Here is a 17,928-nt window from a genome sequence, read left to right as displayed (position 1 = left end):
CACGGAGTGCCCCGGGGACTGACCCACGGAGTGCCCCGCGCACCGGTTCCGGCGTCGTTTTGGGGATGCGCGCCGAAGATCAATAGTATCCGGCGATGATCACAAGACAACGGCCGGCGGCCTGGGTCATCGCCCTGCTCGCCGCCCTGACCGCCGGGCTCGTCACGGCAGGCCCCGCCGCCGCCGCCGATGACGACGACGAACCGGCACAGCCCGCCCCCAAGGTCGAGCTGGTCCTCGACGTCAGCGGCTCCATGCGGGCCCGCGACATCGACGGCAAGTCCCGGATGGCCGCCGCGAAGCAGGCCTTCAACGAGGTACTGGACGCGACCCCCGACGAGGTCGCGCTCGGCATCCGGACCCTCGGCGCCAACTACCGCGGCGACGACCGCAAGACGGGCTGCAAGGACACCGAGCTGCTCTACCCCGTGGAGCAGCTCGACAAGGCGGGCCGCACCGACGCCAAGACCGCCGTGGCGACGCTCGCGCCGACCGGCTGGACCCCGATCGGCCCGACGCTCCTCAAGGCCGCCGACGACCTGACGAAGGACGACGACGCCGAGCGCAGCCGCCGCATCGTGCTGATCTCCGACGGCGAGGACACGTGCCAGCCGCTCGACCCGTGCGTGGTCGCCCGGGAGATCTCCGCCAAGGGCATCCACCTCACCATCGACACGCTCGGCCTGGTCCCCGACGCCAAGACCCGCGACCAGCTGAGCTGCATCGCGGAGGCCACCGGCGGTACGTACACGTCGATCCGGCACACCGACGAACTCTCCGGCCGCGTCAAGCAGCTGGTGGACCGGGCGGCCGATCCGGTCGTCACGCCCGTGGCGGTGCAGGGCGCCGAGCAGTGCACCGAGGCGCCCGAGCTGAAGTCGGGCCTCTACACCGACCGTGAGAAGTTCGGCGAGCACCGCTGGTACCGCGTGGAGGTCCCGGCGGGCAAGGAGCTGCGCGCCTCCGTGAGCGTGGCCGCCGACCGGGCCGTCAACAAGGACTACGGCGTGCTGCTGCGCGCCGAGACGCCGCGGGGCCGCGAGCTCGTGCGGGGCCAGGAGTCCGGCGACGGGCGCACCGACGTGATCTCGACGGGCCTGCGCCACCCGCGGCCCGAGGCCGCCGACGAGGAGGACGAGGGCGCCGCGGAGACCGTCTGTCTGCGCGTCAGCAACTCGTTCTCCGCGCCGGCCTCCGTGAAGACCACGCCGGGCCTGCCGGTCGAGCTCGCCGTGGACCTGGTGGACTCCCCCGACGAGGCGTCGGACGTCGCCTCCTTCGGGCTCGGCCACGGCTGGTGGCTGCTCGGTGTGCTCGTCCTCGTCGGCTTCCTCGCCGGTCTGGTCTGGGGCTGGCTCTCGCGCTGGCGCTTCGCGGTCTGGAGGACCAACTGATGCGTACGACACGTGCAGCACAGCGCATCGCCGCCCTGACCGGTGCGGCTTCGCTCGTCCTCCTCGGCGCCGCGGGCCTGGCCGCCGCGGACGACGACAAGCCCGCCGAGGTGACGGAGGCGGGCACGTCCTTCCGTACGGCGACCGCGATACGCCCCGACCAGCGGGCCACGGCGGAGGCGTCCACGGGTGACTACCTGTACTGGGCGTTCCCCGTGGACACCGGGCAGCGCGCCACCGTCCACGCGACGGTGAAGCTGCCCGAGGCCGCGGCCCGGCACGCCGCGTCCACCTGGCAGGTCGACGTGTACGACGGGCTGCGGCGCCGCCAGGCCTGCCGGCTCGGCACGCCCACGAAGACGGCCGCCCAGGACGCCGCGTCGGTGTCGCTGTCCTGCACGCTGCGTACCGTCAGGGCCTGGTCGGAGCAGTGGGCGAACGACCCGCTGCCGGGCACCTACTACCTGCGGCTCACGGTCACCGACCTCAAGGCGGACGACCTGGGGCTGCCCGTGCGGGTTGAGGCGAAGGTCACCACGACCGACGCGGGCGGCGCGCAGGCGGTGGACGGGGCGCTCGCGGAACCGCTGGTGCCGGGCGCCGGTGCGGACGGCTCGGACGAGCGGCGGACCGCCGCCGCGGAGCCGGAGGACGGCTGGTCGGGCGGCTGGTGGTCCTCGCGCTGGCTCTGGACGGCGGCCGGCGGTGTCCTCGCGGCGCTCGCGGGCGTCGGCGGTTACGCGCTGACGCGTGGTGCGGGACGGCCCGCCCGGGTGCCGCAGGGCATGTAGTGCCCCGCTTGCCGGGTCCCGCCGGGCGCGGGATCCGGGCGGCGTGGCAGGCTCGGTGGTGGCGGTGCCGGACGGCCCGCCACCACCGGGAGAACAGGAACGGCGCGACCATGGGTGATCTGCTGCTCGTCCGGCACGGCGAGACGGAGTGGTCCCTCTCGGGACAGCACACCAGCTGGACGGACATCCCCCTGACGGACAACGGCAGGGAGCAGGCCCGCTCGCTGGCCCCCCTCATCAGCAGGTTCCGGATCGGGGCGGCGTTCACCAGCCCGCGGCAGCGCTCGCGGGAGACGGCGGAGCTCGCCGGGTTCGGGGACGCGCGGGTGGACCCGGACCTGAGCGAGTGGGAGTACGGCGCGTACGAGGGCGTCACGACCGTCGAGATCCACCGCACCCGGCCGGACTGGTACCTCTTCACGGACGGTGTCGCGCCGGGTCCGCCGGAGCATCCCGGCGAGAGCCCGGAGCAGGTGGGCGAGCGGGCCGACCGCATGCTGGCGAAGGTGGACGCGGCGCTCGCCGACAACGAGGGCAGCGTCGTCCTCTTCGCCCACAGCCACTTCCTGCGCGTCCTCGCGGCCCGCCGCCTGGGCCTGCCCGCGTCCGGCGGTTCGATGTTCCTGCTCGCGACCGGCACCGTGAGCCGGCTGAGCACGGAGCACCGGCGGCATGTGGTGGCGAGCTGGAACCTCCGCCCGCAACTGCTGAAGTGACATCACGTGATCCGCCATCACGTGATCCGCCATCACGTGATCCGCCGTCACGCGCGTCTGCTCCGCGGCATTCGACAGGCCCGATGATGATCATCAAGACTGCGGTCATGCGATACGGCGTGAATCTCCTCAACTTCGGCTCCGGCACCACCCCCGACTCGCTCGTGCGGCAGGCGACCGACGCCCGTGAACTCGGCTTCGAGTTCGCGATGATCTCCGACCACATCGCGGTCACCCCCGACGTGCACGAGGTCTATCCGGCGCCGTTCTACGACCAGTTCGTGCTCGCCGCACACCTCGCGGGGCGTGTGCCGGGGCTGCGGCTCGGCACGACGATCACCGTGATCCCCTACCGGCACCCGCTCCAGACGGCGCGCCTCGCCGCGAACATCGACCGGCTGAACGCCGCGGGCTTCATCCTCGGCGCCGGGGTGGGCTGGTCCGCCACCGAGTACGAGACGCTGGGTGTGTCCTTCCGCGAGCGCGGCGCGATCACCGACGAGTACCTCACCGCGATCCGCGCCGCGTGGCGCGAGGACCCGACGTCCTTCCACGGCACGTACGTGGCGTACGACGGTGTCCGCACCGCGCCCGCCCCCGCGACCAGCCCCTGCCTCCCCGTCTGGGTCGGCGGCAACTCCCCCGCGGCGCAGCGCCGCGCGGCCCGTCTGGGCGAGGGCTGGCACCCGTTCATGCCGACGCTGCCGCTGTTGGCCGAGGCGCTGCCCCGCATCGCGGCGGAGGCGGAGGCCGCGGGCCGCCCCGCGCCGGACCTGGTGCCGCGCCTCCAGATCCGGCTCGGCCATCAGCAGGACATTCCGGAGCGGCCGCTCGGCCACGGCAGCGCCGACCAGATCCGGGGCGACTTGGAGGCGCTGGCGGAGCTGGGCGCGACGGACGTACTTCTGGACACGTACCCCGGCAGCCCGGCGGAACGGGCGGACGCGGCCGACGACCGCCGCGTTCTGGAGCTCCTGATGTCAGTGGCACAGGGCACCATCGACAGCAGGTGATGGTTGACGGGGTCGGCCGGTGAGCGGGGTCCGGCCGGGTGTGGGGAAGGAGTGCGTGCGGTGAAGCCTTTGACAGCCGCTCAGCGACGGATCGTCGAGGCCGCGGATCCGGAGACCGGGCGTCTGTCCGGCACCGAGGCCCAGTTGGCGGCCCTGGTGCGGGCGCGCCTCGCCTTCCGCCATCCCCGGCCGCCGCACGCGTGTTTCCTGACCCCCGCCGGTCATCGCGTACGCGACGGGGGCGCCCCGGACGCCGCCGCTCCGGAGCCGTCGCCGCCCCCCGCGGCCTCGGCGGGGTTCGCCGCCCGCACCGGCGCGGAGACGGCACCGCCCGCCGTCGAGGGTCCCGCCCGCGCGCGCGAGGTGCGCAGCGCGTGGGAGGGCCTGATCGAGCTGCGCCGCATGACGAACCCCGACGGGGCCACGGACCGCCCCTGCGCGTGGGAGCGCACGCACCTCGTGCGCGCGGCGGCGCTGGCCCTGGAGGCGGCGGGCTGCCGCCCCGCGGGCCCCGGCCACGAGGGCTACCGGGTCGACCCGACACCACAGCCGGAGGCGGTCGCCGTGCGGGAACCGACGCAGGAGGGGCTGCGGGCGTGCGCGGCCGCCCTGGAGCGGGCCGGCTGGCAGGTCGGCGAACACGCGGAGCCGCGCGGCGGCGGCCGCTATGCGCTGGCGTCCCCGCGGAGGACGTGACCGGGGACTCCGGGCAGCCCCGGCCCCCGGGTCGGGCACCGCGTCGTCGCGGCCGCTGAGTTCGGTGGCGTCCTCGGCCGGCGCCAGGGCGGCGCGCCCGGCGCCACCGACGGCGCCCGTGCCGTCGCCCCCCGCAGCGTCGACGTCCGCCCCGACGTCGCCCGTACCGACGCCCCCCGCACTGTCGTCACCCGCACCCTCTCCGCCCGCACCCTCGCCACCCGCACCGACAGTCCCGGTGCCCTCAGCCCGCCTTGCCCTCAGCCCGCCTTGCCCGCCTTGCCCGCCGCGGGCCGGTCTCCCGTGGTCAGCAGTCTGGCCAGTTCCAGTCTCTTGATCTTTGTGGTGGCCGTCTGCGGGAGGTCTTCCAGGCGCCACTGCACGGGACGCGCCATCGGGGCGAGTGTCGCCGCGGCCGCGTCCCAGGCGGCGTGGTCCAGCGGCGCGTTGCCCTTCGTGCAGACCACCGGCACCGCCGTGCCGTCCGCGCCCCGCACGATGATGACCTCGGCCAGCTGGTCGAGCCGGCCGATGAGGGTGTCCTCCGCGGCCAGGGTGCTGCCGAACCCCTCGATGAGGTCGACCTCGCGGTCCAGGAGGTGGACGCAGCCCCACGCGGTGCGGTAGCCCACGTCGCCCATGCGCCACCAGCCGTCGTGGGAGACCTGCTGGTCGTAGCGGTCCTGCTCGCCGAGGTAGGTGAGGATGCGGCCGTCGCTGCGTACTTCGATGTGTCCGGGGTTGGTCGCGGAGACCGGGTTCCCGTCGCGGCTGACGACCCGTACGTCCGTCATGCCGGGGAACGGCATGCCGACACAGCGCCCGTCGTCGTCCAGGGTGCGCCGCCTGGTGAAGGCCCGCACCACCGCGGGGCCGACCTCGCTCTGGCCGTAGAGCTGGCCGAAGAGCGGGGCCCTGCGCCGCGTGGCGTGCAGGAGACGGTGCACGGTACGGGGATGGATCGCGTCGAACGTGCTGCTGAACAGCTTGACGTTGGCCAGGGGCCGCCTCGGGTCGTCCGCCAGCTCCTCCCACTCCATGAACGAGTTGGGGTGGGCCTCCAGAATTCCGGGGCGCAGCCGGGCGAAGAGGTCGGCGACCTGCCGCGGGTCGGACTCGGCGAGCACGAGGACGGGGAAGCCGCGCAGCAGTGAGATGGCGAGGGCGGTGAAGAGCCTGGAGTGCACGAACGAGACGTGCAGGGCTGTCGTCTCCCGCTTCGGCACGAGCGGCGCGAGGGCCGCGGCCTGCGGCCGGTAGCGGGCCTGGAGGGTCCGTCCCGTGTGGACGGCCAGCTTCGGGGTGCCTGTCGTCCCCGAGGTGTGGGTGATCAGCGCCGGCTGCCCGGCGGGCATGGTGACCGGGGGGACACGCTCGGCCCCGGCCAACGAGGTGAGCGACAGGGCGGATTCGTGGTCCCCCGAGACGAGCAGCACCCGCTGGGCCGCGTCGAAGACGGCGGCGGGCAGCTCCCTCGCGAGTTTGGCCTCGTCCGTGATCAGGAACGGCCGGCCGGCCCTGGCGACCAGTTCGGCGACGGTCCCGCCGTCCAGCGTCGGCGACAGCAGCACCGGCACCGCGCCGACGCGGGCCACCGCGCAGGCCAGGAGGGTGATGTCGAAGCTGTTCGACTTGTGGACGACGACGCGTTCGCCGGGGCGGACCCGCGCGGCCCACAGCCGGGCGGCGAAGTCGTCCACGAGGTCCGCGATCTCGGCGACGGTGGCCCTGCGGCCGAGGCCGGGCGCGATGTCCAGGTCGTGGTCGAGGATCAGGACGTTCGTGGGGTGCCGGGACGCCGCTCGTTCGAAGAGCGTGCCCAGGCGGATACCTCGGTTGGCGAGGCGTTGGAGCAGCATGTCGTACTCCTCATCAGGAGAGGGAGAGGGGGGCGGGGGTGGCGGCGGGGGTGAGGAGTGCGCCGAGCAGCGCGCCCATGATGCGCGGGCCGTCCTTCGTCAGGACCGATTCGGCGTGGAATTGCAGGGACGCGAAGTGCTCACCGCGCAGGGCGTGGATCTCGCCCGTCACCGGGTCCCTGCTCACCTGGACCCGGCCCGCGCCGCCGCACTCCGCCTCGTCGACCGGGCTCCGCGCGGCGAACGTGTTGTAGAACCCGACCAGTTCGGTGGCGCCGAAGAGATCGATCTCCCGCTGCACGCCCTGGTTCGGGACGCTTCTGCGCCCGAGGTCGAATCCGAGTTCCGCGCTGAGCACCTGGTGGCTCAGGCAGACCGCCAGGAACGGTGTGCGCCGCGCCAGCAGCTGCCGCACCCCGGCCCGCAGGCTGTCGATCTTCGGGTGCCGGATGTCGCGCGGGTCGCCGGGCCCCGGCCCCATCACCACCAGGTCGTAACGGTCGAAGGCGTACGTCTCGTCGAAGCGACGGACCGTCACCTCCAGGCCGAGCGACCGGAGTTGGTGTCCGATCATGGCGGTGAAGGTGTCCTCGGCGTCGACGACCAGGACCCGGCTTCCCATGAGGAGCGCGTCGTCCCTGCGCCGTTCGCTCTCCGCGGCGAGCCAGAAGTCGGCGATGCCGTCGTTGCGCCGCTCCAGTGCCGCGCGGATGCTCGGGTGGGAGCCGAGGTGTCCCGGGCGGCTGCCGCTGAGCGCGTCGATGAGGCCGGCCGCCTTGGCGCGGGTCTCCGCCGCCTCCGCCGCCGGGTCGGAGTGGCGCACGAGGGTGGCTCCCACGCCGATTTCCAGCCTGCCCGTGCTGTCGATGTCGGCCGTGCGGATCAGGATCGCCGAGTCGAGCGTGCGGCCGCCCTGTCCGTCCCTGCCGATGAGTGCGGCGATCCCGCTGTAGAAGCCGCGCCCGGCGGGCTCGTGGCGTCCGATGACGCGGCAGGCGCTCTCCAGCGGGCTGCCGGTGACGGTGGGGGCGAACATCGTCTCGCGCAGGATCTCGCGGGGGTCCCTGGTGCTCTCGCCCTCGATGAAGTACTCGGTGTGGGCGAGCCGTGCCATCTCCTTGAGGAACGGGCCGACCACGCGGCCGCCCCCGTCGCAGATCCGCGCCATCATCTTGAGCTCTTCGTCCACGACCATGTAGAGCTCGTCGGCCTCCTTGCGGTCGGCGAGGAAGGCCATGGCTCCGCTCAGCGTGGGCCCGGATCGGGGGAAGCGGTAGGTGCCGCTGATGGGGTTCATCACCGCGGTGCCGCCCTGGAGGCTGACGTGCCGTTCGGGTGAGGCTCCGACGAAGGCGCGCTCCCCGGTGTGGATGAGGAACGTCCAGTACGCGCCGGACTCCCGCTCCAGGAGGCGCCGGAAGACCGCGAGGGCGCTGTGCGGGCCGTAGTCGGTGATGTCCGCGACGAACGCGCGCTTGATGACGAAGTTGGCGCCCTGTCCGGTGCCGATCTCGTCGGCGACGACGCGGCGCACCGTCTCCGCGTACGCCTCGTCGTCCACGTCGAAGTGCCCGTCGGACAGTTCGACCGAGGTGTCCGGGATCCGGGCGAGCACCTCGGCGACCGGCAGCGTGTGCTGGCCGGTGACGGACAGGGCGATGAGCGGCGAGCCGTCGTCGGCGCAGGTGAACCCGCGTTCGGCGAGCTGCCGGTAGGGCACGACCGTGAGCACTTCGTGGCGGGGCCGGCCGGTTCCCGGCGCTGCCTCGTCCTCGCGGAGGGGGAGGTCGAGCAGCGAGGCGGGGAACGAGACGGTGCCGAAGAGGAGATCGAGCACTTCGGGGCCCGTTCTCTCGGGCCGGTGCAGGAGGGCGAAGGGAGGCGTGCCGGGCGCGAGTACGCGGGTCAGGGGGTCGGTGTCGCTCATGCGAGGGTCTCCTTGGCGGTGGTGACCACGGCGCAGCATCTGGCCGCGTGGGCGAGGGCCTGCCGGTGGAGGTCCTCGGCGAAGTCGGCGACGGCGTCGGCCACCAGGAACGTCTCGATGTCGTGGCTGTACGCCTCGACCGCCGTGGTCAGGACCCCCACGTGCGCGTACACGCCGCAGACGACGAGCTGGTCCCGTCCTTCGGCGCGCATGCGCTCCAGGAGGTCGGTACGGAAGAACGCGCTGTAGCGCCACTTGGTGAGCCGCCAGTCCCCGGCGGCCGGGGCGAGTGGCCCGACGACTTCGCGGTCGGCGGGGTCGACGCGCATGCCGGGCCCCCAGAAGTCCTTGAGCAGGCCTCGCTGCGCGTCCGTCATGCCTCCGGGCTGGGCCGTGTAGGCGACCCGGACGCCCTGTCGGCGGGCCCGCTCGCGCAGCAGCGTCACATTGCGTACGAGTTCCTCGCGCAGTCCCTCGGGCAGGGGGTGAAGGAAGTACCGCTGCATGTCGTGGATGAGCAGGACCGCGCGGTGCGGGGCCACGGTCCACTCGGGGACACCGGCGGGCAGCTCACCTGCCGTCGGCATGGGGTAGGGCGCGATGGGCGGTATGCCGGCCATGGCTCTCCTCGGCTCTCCTGATGGGTGGGGGGCGTCTTGCCGCTGGGTCGTCGTGCCGCTGGGGGGCGCGTCGTCGCCGGGCGCCGTCAGGCGCCGAGCGTCGCGCCGCCGTCGACGGTGAGCTCGTGCAGGGTGATGTGGGCCGCCCGGTCGGACAGCAGGAAGACGACGGCTTCGGCGACGTCGCGCGGCTGCGCGATCCTGCCGAGCGGGATGCCCAGTCGGAACGCCTCGGGCCGGCCTTCGATGGTCGCCCGGGGGCCGGTGTCGTCGTGCCACATCGAGCGGAGCATGGGGGTGTCGGTCGATCCGGGTGCCACGACGTTGCTGCGGATGCCGTGTGCGGAGACTTCGAGGCCCAGCGATTTGGTGAACATCGCGGCGGCGGCCTTCGACGCGGCGTAGGCGGCCATCCCGGCGCGCGGGGTGGAGGCGGCGTTGGAGGCCACGGTGACCAGCGCGCCGCGGCCGCGGGGCGCCATGCGGGCGGTCACGGCCCGGGAGACCTGGAACACGCCGGTCACGTTGACGGCGAAGGTGGCGTGCCAGTCCTCGTCGGTGAGGTCCGCGACCGGTCCCTGCCGCAGGACGCCCGCGGCGTTGACCAGGTGGGCGATGGGCCCCAGGCGGCGCTCGACCCCGTCGACCAGTGCCCGCACGGCCGCGCGGTCCGTGACGTCGGCGGGGAAGGCCTCGACGGCAAGACCGTCCGCCGTCAGTTTCTCCACGGCTTCGTCGAGCCGTCCGGCGTCCCTGTCGACGGCGGCGACGACCACGCCGCGTTCTCCCAGTGCCCGTGCCACGGCGGCGCCGATGCCGCCCGCCGCTCCGGTGACGAGAGCGATGGTGTGCTCCATGGGGGTCTCCTCGCTTCGGTTGGGGTGCGTCAGTGCTGCCAGGCGGCGACCACCGTCAGCGCCTGGGCCGGGTTGAGGCGCGGGTCGCACAGCGTCGTGCAGCGCTCCGCCGCCCGGTCGGTGCGGGTGGGGTCGGCCAGGCACTCGTGCACGTCGTCCGGTGTGGTCTCCAGGTGCAGGCCGCCGGCGACGCCGCCCGCTTCCCGTACCGCGCGCCGGAAGGCCGTGACCTCGCGCGCGGCGGTGGTCACGAACCGGGTCTTGCGCCCGTCGGGGGCGGTGACGGTGTTGCCGTGCATCGGGTCGCAGAGCCAGCTGACCGGGTGTCCCGCCGAGCGGACCGCCGCGACCAGGCCGGGCAGCAGGTCGGGCGCCGCGTCCGCGCCCATGCGGGCGATGAGCGTGAGCCGGCCGGGCTCCCTGCCGGGGTCGAGGCGTTCGCAGAGGGCGAGCAGCCCGTCGGCCGTCATGGTCGGGCCGACCTTGCACGCGACGGGGTTGGCCACCCGGGCCAGCAGGGCGACATGGGCGCCGTCCAGCTGCCGGGTGCGTTCGCCGATCCATGGCCAGTGGGTGGAGGACAGGAACAGCGTGCCCTCTTCGTCGTGGCGCAGCATCGGCACCTCGTAGTCGAGGAGCAGCGCTTCATGGCTGGTCCAGACGACCGGGTCGAGGCGGGCGGTCCGGGCCGCGGCCGCACGCCACCCGAGGTGGTCCGTGACGTCGCTCGCGGCCATGTAGCCGGTGAGGATGCGCAGCGGGTCCGGGCGTCGGCTCTCGGCGTCGGGTTCGGGGCCGTTGACCATGTGCCCGCGGAACACGGGGAGTTCCTCGCCGTCGAGGAACTCGGTCGTGTTCGAGCGGGGCTTGGCGAACTGGCCGGCGATGCGGCCCACGCGCAGGACGGGTTTGTGGGTGGCCAGTTTCAGGGTGCCTGCGAGGATCTCCAGCAGGGCGGCCTTGCGGGCCACGTGGGACGGCGCGCACTCGTCCGGGTCCTCGGCGCAGTCACCCGCCTGAAGCACGTGGGCCTCTCCCGCGGCGACACGGGCCAGTTGGGTGCGCAGCGTGCGGACGTCGTCCGCCCGTACCAGCGCGGGACGGCCCGCCAGTTCCTGCCGCACCCGCAGCACCTGCGAGGGGTCCTCCCACAGTGGCTGCTGGAGCGCTGGTTCCGCGCCCATGACACCGGGCCGTGCGGTGCCGGGCCATGCGGTGCCGGGCAATATGTCGTCGGGCAACGTGCCGTCCATCGAATTCTCCTGTTCCATTCCGGAAAATGGCATGGGGGTGCCGCGGGACGTACGGATGAAGCATCTGCAAATGCGTCAGGCGCGCGCGGATTCGGTGATGCGTTTGATGACCCAGCACATGCACATGACGGCGATCACGAGCACCAGGTCGATCAGCGCGGAACTCGCCATGGCGCGTGTGTAATCCGCCGCGGAGGGCTTCTCGCCGAGCAGCGCGAAGAACGTGGCGCCGACGAGGGCGACGCCCGCCGAACTCGCGAACTGCTGGGTGGTGGTGAGTACTCCGGAGGCCGCGCCGGCCTTCTCCGGCCGCACCTTGACCAGGGCGGCACCGATCAGGGCGGGCAGTACGAGGCCGTTCCCGAAACCGATGAGGCAGAGGCACGCCACGACCGGCGGCACCCCGACGTCCCGCCCGGACGTGTGGAGCAGGACGGCCAGGAGCAGCAGCCCGGTCCCCGTCACCGCGCTCCCGGCGACGAGGACCTTCGTGCCGAACCGGTCCGCGAGCCCGCGGCCCAGCAAGGAGCTGCCCGCGAAGAGCACTCCCATGGGGGCGAAGACGAGGCCGGCGCCGAGCGGGCCGAGGCCGAGCCCGGACTGGAGCAGCATGGTGAGGGTGAACATGAAGCTGCCGAAGTAGAGCTGGAACGCGATGCCAGCGATCATTCCGGAGCTGAAGGACGAGCTGCGGAACAGGGTCAGGTCGAGGACGGGGCTGCCCGATCGGCGGGTCAGCGCGCGCTCCCGCAGCAGAGTGCCGGCCGCCACCGGCACGGCCGCGCCCAGGCAGATCCACGACCAGGCGGGCCAGCCCTCGGTCCTGCCCAGGGAGAGCGGCAGCAGTACGAGGACGAGCGCGAGGGACACACCGGCCGCGCCCGCCGGGTCGAGCCCGACGTCCCGGCGGGGTCCCGGGGCCGGGGCCGGCAGCCGGCGCGCGGCGAGCAGGGCGGCGACCGCGCAGACCGGCACGTTGATCAGGAAGATCAGCCGCCAGCCGGGCACGAAGAGGTGCAGCTCAAGGAGCCCGCCGCCGAGCACCTGCCCCGCGATGGAACCCAGGCCGCTCGCCATTCCGTAGCCGGCGAGCGCCCGCGGCTTGGCGGCGGCCGGGAAGTGGGCGGTGATGACGGCCAGCACCGGCGGGACCATCAGCGCGCCCGCAGCGCCCTGCACGAGGCGTGCGGCGACCAGCTGTCCGGGTGTGGCCGTGATGCCGCACAGCAGGGAGGAGAGGCCGAAGGCGGTCATGCCGATGACGAAGAGGCGGCGGTGTCCGTAGATGTCGCCGAGCCTGCCGCCCGTGATCATTCCGCTGGCGAAGGCGAAGGCGTATCCGCCCACGACGAGTTCCAGCATTCCCGCACTGGCGTGCAGGTCGCTCTCCAGCGAGGGCGCGGCCACATTGACGACGAAAAAGTCGAACTGGACGATGAACATCGCCGAGAGCAGCACTCCGAGGACGAGTCCACCGCTGGGTTCCGACGATTTCCTTCCCGATCCGGTGACGGAGTGTAGGTCAGTCAATGTGGCTCCTTGGAATATCTCCGGTACGCGTTCCCGCATGTCTCCGTCGGCAACTCCCTGCGGCTTGAAACTATCTGCCGCCGGGCGTTCGCGTAACTACTCGACCGAGTAGTCCGGGCGCCCGGACCAGCCACTCGGACGGTCTCGTGGCTCACGTCACACGAGTCGGCGGTGTCCGGCGGTAAACCGTTCCGCCCGGCCGGGCAACCAAGGGGGACCGCCGGACCGGCGGGCGGCCCCCGTCCGTCGGCCCGGTGTCAACCAGCCGACGCTGATGGGTACTTCATGTTCAAGAACGAAACATGGGCCGCCGCACACACCGGTCTCGGTGAACTGTCGGAAGGGGCCCGGCAGTTCGTGCGGGGCGCGGCCCTGGTCGGGGAGACCTTCGTGCTGCACGACGTGGCGCAGGTGCTCTCGGTGACGACCCTTTCGCTCCTGCCCGCGCTCGACGAGGCCGTCGCCGCCTCCCTGATCCGGTTCGCCGGGGACCGGCTGGCCTTCCGGTCGGCCTGCCTGCGCAGACGGCTGAGTGAGGACATCCCGGCCCCGCTGCGGGAGATGCTGCGGCCCGAGCCGCCCCTGGCGCCCTTCCTCCTCCTGGCACAGGAGAGCCCTTCCGGCCCGCTCCCCTCGCCGACGAGGGCTCGCCTGCGGGACGCGCTCGGCGCGGCGCTGCCCTCCCGTCCAGCCGATGCCGACCGGATCCTCGGGCTGTTCCTGGTCGACGAACGGGGGCGGCGGGAGCGGGCGCGGGCCGTCCTCGCCGGGCAGGGCAGCGGCCCCGCGGCCGTCGTCGCGGCGACGGTCCTGTCCCACCTCGAATGGGTGGCGGGCCGCCTGGACGCGGGGTTGCTGTGGGGGCGTATGGCTGTCCGCATGGCCGAAGGCTCACTGCCGGCCGGGCGCTCGCTGCCGGCCGAAGGCTCACTGCCGGCCGAGGGCCCACCGCCGGCCGACGGTTCGCTGCCGGCCGACGGTTCACCGTCGAGCGACGGTTCGCTGCCGGCCGACGGTTCACCGTCGAGCGACGGTTCGCTGCCGGCCGACTGGCGGCCGTATCCACGGCTGGCCCTGTCCGTCAAGCTGATCCAGGCGGGACGTGTCGGCGAGGGGCGGGCGGAGCTGGCACGGCTGCGGGTGGAGGCGGAGCGGGCAGGCAACCGGCAGGCGATCGCCGACTCGACGATCGAGCACGGCCGGCTGCTGCTCGGCACGGGCCGGCTGGCGGAGGCCGAGACGGACCTGGCGCGAGGGGTCGCCCTGGCCGGCCGGCTCGGCGTCGGCACGACGGTCTCGGAAGGCCTCTCGCTCCTTGCCGTGGCGGCGCTGCGGCGCGGGGCGGTGGACGAGGCGAGGGCACACATGCGCCGAGCCCGCGATGAACTGGCCGCCGAGCAGGCCGAGTTCCCCTCCCCTCCCTCACTGCGGCACGTCTGGGCCGACTTCCTCGTGGCGACGGCGGGGGCGGATCCGCGCAGTGCCGGACAGCTGCTGGCCGGACGGCACGACGTACTCGTGAGGCCCTCGCTGTTCCTGCGGGATCCCGGAGCGGCGGCGCGGCTGGTCCGTCTGGCTCGGGCCGCCGGGAACCCGTCCCTCGCCTCCGCCGTCGTGCGCGAGGCGGAAGGCCTCGCGGCACGGAACGCGGCGCAGCCCGCGCTGTCCGCCACGGTCGCGCACGTGCGGGGGCTGTTGCACGGCGACGCGGCGGCACTTGAGCACGCGGCGCGCGAGCACGGCGACCCGTGGGCCGCCGCCCTGGCCAGTGAGGACCTGGGGATGCTGGGGACGGGAGACCCCGTCGAGGCGCGGCGGTGGTTGCGAGCGGCCCGCGAGCGCTACTCCGGCATCGGGGCGTGGGCGGACGCCACACGGGTCGAGAATCACCTGCGCACCCTCGGGGACGCGGGCGACCCGCCCCCCGAGGCGTCGCCCTCCCCCGAACCGGCGCTCACGGAGGCGGAGTTGCGCATCGCGCGCCTGGTGGCCGAAGGGCTGACCAACCAGCAGGTGGCCAAGCAGGTGGCGCGCTCGCCGCACACGGTCAACTACCACCTGCGCCAGATCTACCGGAAGCTCGGCGTGGGCTCACGGGTCGAGCTGGCGCGGACCTTCACCGCGCCGCGGTCGGCCTGAGTGCCCGCCTTTGCGCCCCCGCCTGCGCCCCGAAGCGCGTCACCGGCCGCCGCCCCGCTCCTGGAAGATCACATGCTCGGCCGGGGAGGCACCGGAGAGCGCCCACACGCCGGCCGCGCAGGCGAGGGCGACCAGGACGAGGACGACCGTGACCGTGACGGTCCGGCGCCTCGTCTCCAGACGCCGCCAGTGGCGCTGTGCCCGCTGGTACGCGTCGGGGGCTTCGTCGACCGTCTCCGCGACGTCCGAGAGCGCGGCCCGCAGCCGGTCCTCGGCGGAGGTGTTCACGCCTCGGCCCCTTTCATGACGCGGCCCAGTTTCGCCATCCCCCTGGCGGCGTGGGACTTCACCGCGCCGGTCGAGATACCCATGGTCTCGGCGATCTCGGACTCCTTGAGGTCGAGCCAGTAGCGCAGCACGAGCACCTGATGCTGACGGACGGGCAGCGAGCGCAGCGCCCGTACCACCGAACGGTGTTCGTCGCGCAGGATGGCCTGCTGTTCGGCGGAGGGTTCCACTCTGTCGACGTGGCGCTGCGCGTGCCTTCGCACCACGCGGAGGTGGCGCAGGCGCATGCGGACCAGATTGCAGACCGTGCCTCTGAGATAGCCGAGCGCCCCCTTCGGCGTGTCCAACCGGTGCCACCTGCGGTGCAGTTGGTAGAACGCCTCGGCCACGACGTCCTCCGCGTCCCCGTCGGCGCCCAGCAGGAAGGCGAGCCGCAGCAGGCCCTGGTGGTGCGCGACGAAGAGCCGGGCGATGGCGTCGTCCCGGTCGGCCCGTCCCGGGCCGGCACCGTCCCGCGCCGCGGCGTTCTCGCCGTCCGCGCCGCACCGCACATCTTTGGTGGTGGTCATGCTCTTCGCCTCCTTCACGCGCCCTTCGTCTCCCGCGGCGATTCCGTGCGGCGGGCCGTCAGTCGACGCGCACGGTGAACCGGGAGCCTCTGCGCGGCACGGGGGCGTGGCCGGCGACGGCGTCGAACCTCCGCCGCGCCCCCGCCCTGTCGAGCAGCACGGTCAGGGAGGCGGCCAGGGCGAGATTCACCGTGAGGGCGGTGACGGCGACGTAGACGGGGAGGTGGAGCGGGCCGAACCCGACGTCGACCACTGAGGAGAATCCTCGGCTCACGGTCAGGACCGTCCCCAGGGCCATGCCCGCCGCCCATCCCACGAGCAGTGCGCGGTGGTGTAGCCACCGTGTGAACGCCGAGAGGCCCACCGCCGGCAAGGTCTGCAATATCCACACGCCGCCCAGCAGGTGCAGGTTGACCGCGTCCTGCGGATGGAGGCCGAGCGCGAAGGCGACCGCTCCCACCGTGGCCGTCACCGCGGCGAACCGCGCCACCCGGACCTCGTGCTTGGGTGTGGCCGTGGGGTTGAAGTACTCGCTGTAGATGTTGCGCGTCACCAGGGCGGCCACGCCGAGGGCGATCACCACCGCGGGCAGCAGCACGGTGACCGCGAGCGCCCCGAGCAGCAGCCCGCCCAGCCAGGGCGCGCCGAGCCGGTGGAGCAGGAGGGGCACGGCCTGCTCGGCGTGTCCCGTCGGCGTCTCGATCCCCAGGGCGAGGGCGACGAAGCCCAGATAGGCGAAGAGGCCGAGAGCGAACGTCCAGAGCGGCAGCGCGACGACGGCGCGTCGCACGACGTCGGGGCCGCGGGCCGCGAGCACGGTGAGGAGCGTCTGCGGATACAGCAGCTGCGCGAGAGCGGAACCGAGGGCGAGCGTGATGTACGCGGAGTACGCCCCGTGGGGCATCGGCAGGGGAAGGTGCTCGACGGCCAGCGCGCGGCCGGCCGCGGCGAAGACCTGCCGGGGGGAGCCCGCGTGCCTGCCCGCCAGGACGAGGGCCGTGGCCAGCAGGGCGACGAGAAACACCGCTTTGTAGCGCGCCAGTTCGGCGCAGGCGCGCAACCCGCCCGGCACCAGCGCGGCGACGAGCACCACGAACACCGCGCACGCTCCGGCCGAGCCGCGCGGGCCGATCCCCATGGCCCCCAAGGCGGCTTCGAGCCCCAGTACTTGCAGGGCGAGGTAGGGCATCGCGGCGAGGATTCCGGTGAGCGCCACGGCGAGGGCGAGCGCGTGCGACCCGTGTCTGGCGTGCGTGAAGTCCGCCGTCGTCACGAGGTCGCGCCGCTCGGCGAGCTCTCGCATCCGGGGCAGGAAGACGAGCGCCACCGGGGTGAGGAGCAGGGTGTACGTCAGGGCGTAGAGCCCGAACCCTCCGGTGGCGTGGGCGAGTCCGGGTGCCGCGGTGACCGCGTACGCGGTGTACGTGGTGCCGCCGAGGAGCACCGCCGCGGTGCCCGTGCCGAGCCCTCGGCCGGCCAGCGCCCAGCCGGCCGGTGCGGGGAGCTCCCGCGGGGCGGAACGCCGCGTGAGGCCCCACGCGGCGGCGGTCGTCGCGGTCACGAGCACGGAGAAGGTCAGGAACGAACCGCTGTCGGCCATCGGCCGCCCCACCCCCGTCTCTCTCGCCACGGCCGGACGTCAGCACGCTAGACGGACTACATGCCTCACGCAACCATTTTCGGAAATAGTTTTCCACACTTCGGAAATGTGTCACCTGTGGAGCCGCTACTGGAATGCCGTACGTCGTGCCCTGGTTGAAGGCACCGAGCACCGGCCGAAGACCACCGAAGGGACCGAACCCCGTGACCGACCCCTACTCCGTGAGCGTCGGCGTCCGTGGATACGAGACGGACACCCAGGGCCACTTGAACCAGGCCGTCTACCTTCAGTACGCCGAGCACGCCCGCTGGTCGCTGCTGCGCGAGGCCGGCATCGAGCAGACCGACCTCCTCGACAAAGGCGTGGGCCCGGTGGTCCTGGAGACCACCGTCCGCTACCGCAGCGAGCTGCGCGCCGGGGACGAGACGGCGGTGACCTGCGCCTTCGTATGGGGCGAGCGGAAGACCTTCGGTGTCGAGCAGACGATCACCAAGGCGGACGGCACGGTCGCCGCGACCGTCTCCTCCGTCGGCGGGCTGCTCGACCTCAAGGAGCGGCGCCTGGTGGCGGATCCGCGCGAGTACTTCAGGGCGTTGGCGACGGACCCGGCGGCGCTCGGGCTCTGACCGCACCCGTGGCGGCGACCACGGGCCGCACCCTCACGCCGTGTGCATGA

16 protein-coding genes are annotated in these 17,928 nt (G+C 73.2%); 7 read left to right on the top strand and 9 right to left on the bottom strand.

Annotated elements, in window-relative coordinates; all coding sequences use genetic code 11:
* The first annotated feature begins 95 nt into the window (after window positions 1-95).
* The 5 genes from ACZ4Z4_RS11480 to ACZ4Z4_RS11460 all read left to right on the top strand — a co-directional run bounded on the left by ACZ4Z4_RS11480 (window position 96) and on the right by ACZ4Z4_RS11460 (window position 4,610).
* Complete coding sequence (locus ACZ4Z4_RS11480) at window positions 96-1,394, top strand: VWA domain-containing protein (RefSeq protein ID WP_468325478.1); 1,299 nt, start codon at window positions 96-98, stop codon at window positions 1,392-1,394.
* Window positions 1,394-2,185 (top strand): hypothetical protein, encoded by a 792-nt coding sequence (locus ACZ4Z4_RS11475; protein ID WP_468325475.1) that lies wholly within the window; start codon window positions 1,394-1,396, stop codon window positions 2,183-2,185. Before ACZ4Z4_RS11480 ends, ACZ4Z4_RS11475 begins: the two co-directional genes overlap by 1 nt.
* A gap of 110 nt (window positions 2,186-2,295) precedes the next feature.
* Window positions 2,296-2,901 (top strand): histidine phosphatase family protein, encoded by a 606-nt coding sequence (locus ACZ4Z4_RS11470; RefSeq protein ID WP_468325472.1) that lies wholly within the window; start codon window positions 2,296-2,298, stop codon window positions 2,899-2,901.
* A gap of 107 nt (window positions 2,902-3,008) precedes the next feature.
* Complete coding sequence (locus ACZ4Z4_RS11465; RefSeq protein WP_468325469.1) at window positions 3,009-3,914, top strand: TIGR03619 family F420-dependent LLM class oxidoreductase; 906 nt, start codon at window positions 3,009-3,011, stop codon at window positions 3,912-3,914.
* A gap of 60 nt (window positions 3,915-3,974) precedes the next feature.
* Window positions 3,975-4,610 (top strand): hypothetical protein, encoded by a 636-nt coding sequence (locus tag ACZ4Z4_RS11460; RefSeq protein ID WP_468325466.1) that lies wholly within the window; start codon window positions 3,975-3,977, stop codon window positions 4,608-4,610.
* A 260-nt stretch (window positions 4,611-4,870) separates the two neighbouring features.
* Here ACZ4Z4_RS11460 and ACZ4Z4_RS11455 read toward each other — a convergent pair whose 3' ends face one another.
* From ACZ4Z4_RS11455 to ACZ4Z4_RS11430, 6 genes are all read right to left on the bottom strand, one after another.
* Entirely contained in the window at window positions 4,871-6,469 is a 1,599-nt protein-coding gene (locus ACZ4Z4_RS11455; RefSeq protein ID WP_468325463.1) for a class I adenylate-forming enzyme family protein, read from the bottom strand.
* A gap of 13 nt (window positions 6,470-6,482) precedes the next feature.
* On the bottom strand, window positions 6,483-8,396 hold the full coding sequence (locus ACZ4Z4_RS11450) for an anthranilate synthase family protein (RefSeq protein WP_468325460.1): 1,914 nt from the start codon (window positions 8,394-8,396) through the stop codon (window positions 6,483-6,485).
* Entirely contained in the window at window positions 8,393-9,016 is a 624-nt protein-coding gene (locus ACZ4Z4_RS11445; protein WP_468325457.1) for an isochorismatase family protein, read from the bottom strand. Before ACZ4Z4_RS11445 ends, ACZ4Z4_RS11450 begins: the two co-directional genes overlap by 4 nt.
* An 86-nt stretch (window positions 9,017-9,102) precedes the next feature.
* Window positions 9,103-9,873: a 2,3-dihydro-2,3-dihydroxybenzoate dehydrogenase gene (locus tag ACZ4Z4_RS11440; RefSeq protein WP_468325455.1), complete on the bottom strand. Its 771-nt coding sequence runs from the start codon at window positions 9,871-9,873 to the stop codon at window positions 9,103-9,105.
* A 29-nt stretch (window positions 9,874-9,902) separates the two neighbouring features.
* Window positions 9,903-11,057, bottom strand: coding sequence for a 3-deoxy-7-phosphoheptulonate synthase (locus tag ACZ4Z4_RS11435; RefSeq protein WP_468325805.1), 1,155 nt, complete (start codon window positions 11,055-11,057; stop codon window positions 9,903-9,905).
* Between the two features lie 144 nt (window positions 11,058-11,201).
* Window positions 11,202-12,656 carry an MFS transporter gene (locus tag ACZ4Z4_RS11430; RefSeq protein ID WP_468325453.1) on the bottom strand — a complete coding sequence of 485 codons (1,455 nt, stop codon included), beginning with the start codon at window positions 12,654-12,656 and terminating at the stop codon, window positions 11,202-11,204.
* 285 nt (window positions 12,657-12,941) lie between these two features.
* Here ACZ4Z4_RS11430 and ACZ4Z4_RS11425 point away from each other — a divergent pair, with 285 nt between their 5' ends.
* On the top strand, window positions 12,942-14,795 hold the full coding sequence (locus ACZ4Z4_RS11425; protein ID WP_468325450.1) for a LuxR C-terminal-related transcriptional regulator: 1,854 nt from the start codon (window positions 12,942-12,944) through the stop codon (window positions 14,793-14,795).
* 39 nt (window positions 14,796-14,834) lie between these two features.
* On the opposite strand, the gene ACZ4Z4_RS11420 is transcribed toward ACZ4Z4_RS11425, so the two are convergent.
* From ACZ4Z4_RS11420 to ACZ4Z4_RS11410, 3 genes are read right to left on the bottom strand one after another with little or no spacing between them, the layout of a single operon-like run.
* Window positions 14,835-15,083 carry a hypothetical protein gene (locus tag ACZ4Z4_RS11420; RefSeq protein WP_468325447.1) on the bottom strand — a complete coding sequence of 83 codons (249 nt, stop codon included), beginning with the start codon at window positions 15,081-15,083 and terminating at the stop codon, window positions 14,835-14,837.
* Window positions 15,080-15,652 (bottom strand): sigma-70 family RNA polymerase sigma factor, encoded by a 573-nt coding sequence (locus ACZ4Z4_RS11415; RefSeq protein WP_468325444.1) that lies wholly within the window; start codon window positions 15,650-15,652, stop codon window positions 15,080-15,082. Before ACZ4Z4_RS11415 ends, ACZ4Z4_RS11420 begins: the two co-directional genes overlap by 4 nt.
* Before the next feature lie 58 nt (window positions 15,653-15,710).
* A complete protein-coding gene (locus ACZ4Z4_RS11410; RefSeq protein WP_468325441.1) occupies window positions 15,711-17,282 on the bottom strand; it encodes a sodium:solute symporter family transporter in 1,572 nt (523 codons plus the stop codon).
* Between the two features lie 173 nt (window positions 17,283-17,455).
* Here ACZ4Z4_RS11410 and ACZ4Z4_RS11405 point away from each other — a divergent pair, with 173 nt between their 5' ends.
* Window positions 17,456-17,878 (top strand): acyl-CoA thioesterase, encoded by a 423-nt coding sequence (locus ACZ4Z4_RS11405; protein WP_468325438.1) that lies wholly within the window; start codon window positions 17,456-17,458, stop codon window positions 17,876-17,878.
* The last annotated feature ends 50 nt before the right edge of the window (window positions 17,879-17,928 follow it).

This window comes from Streptomyces sp. NPDC030245 (assembly GCF_055572995.1).
The sequence above is the reverse complement of the archived record's forward strand: the minus strand, read 5'-3'. Positions and strand labels throughout refer to the sequence as shown.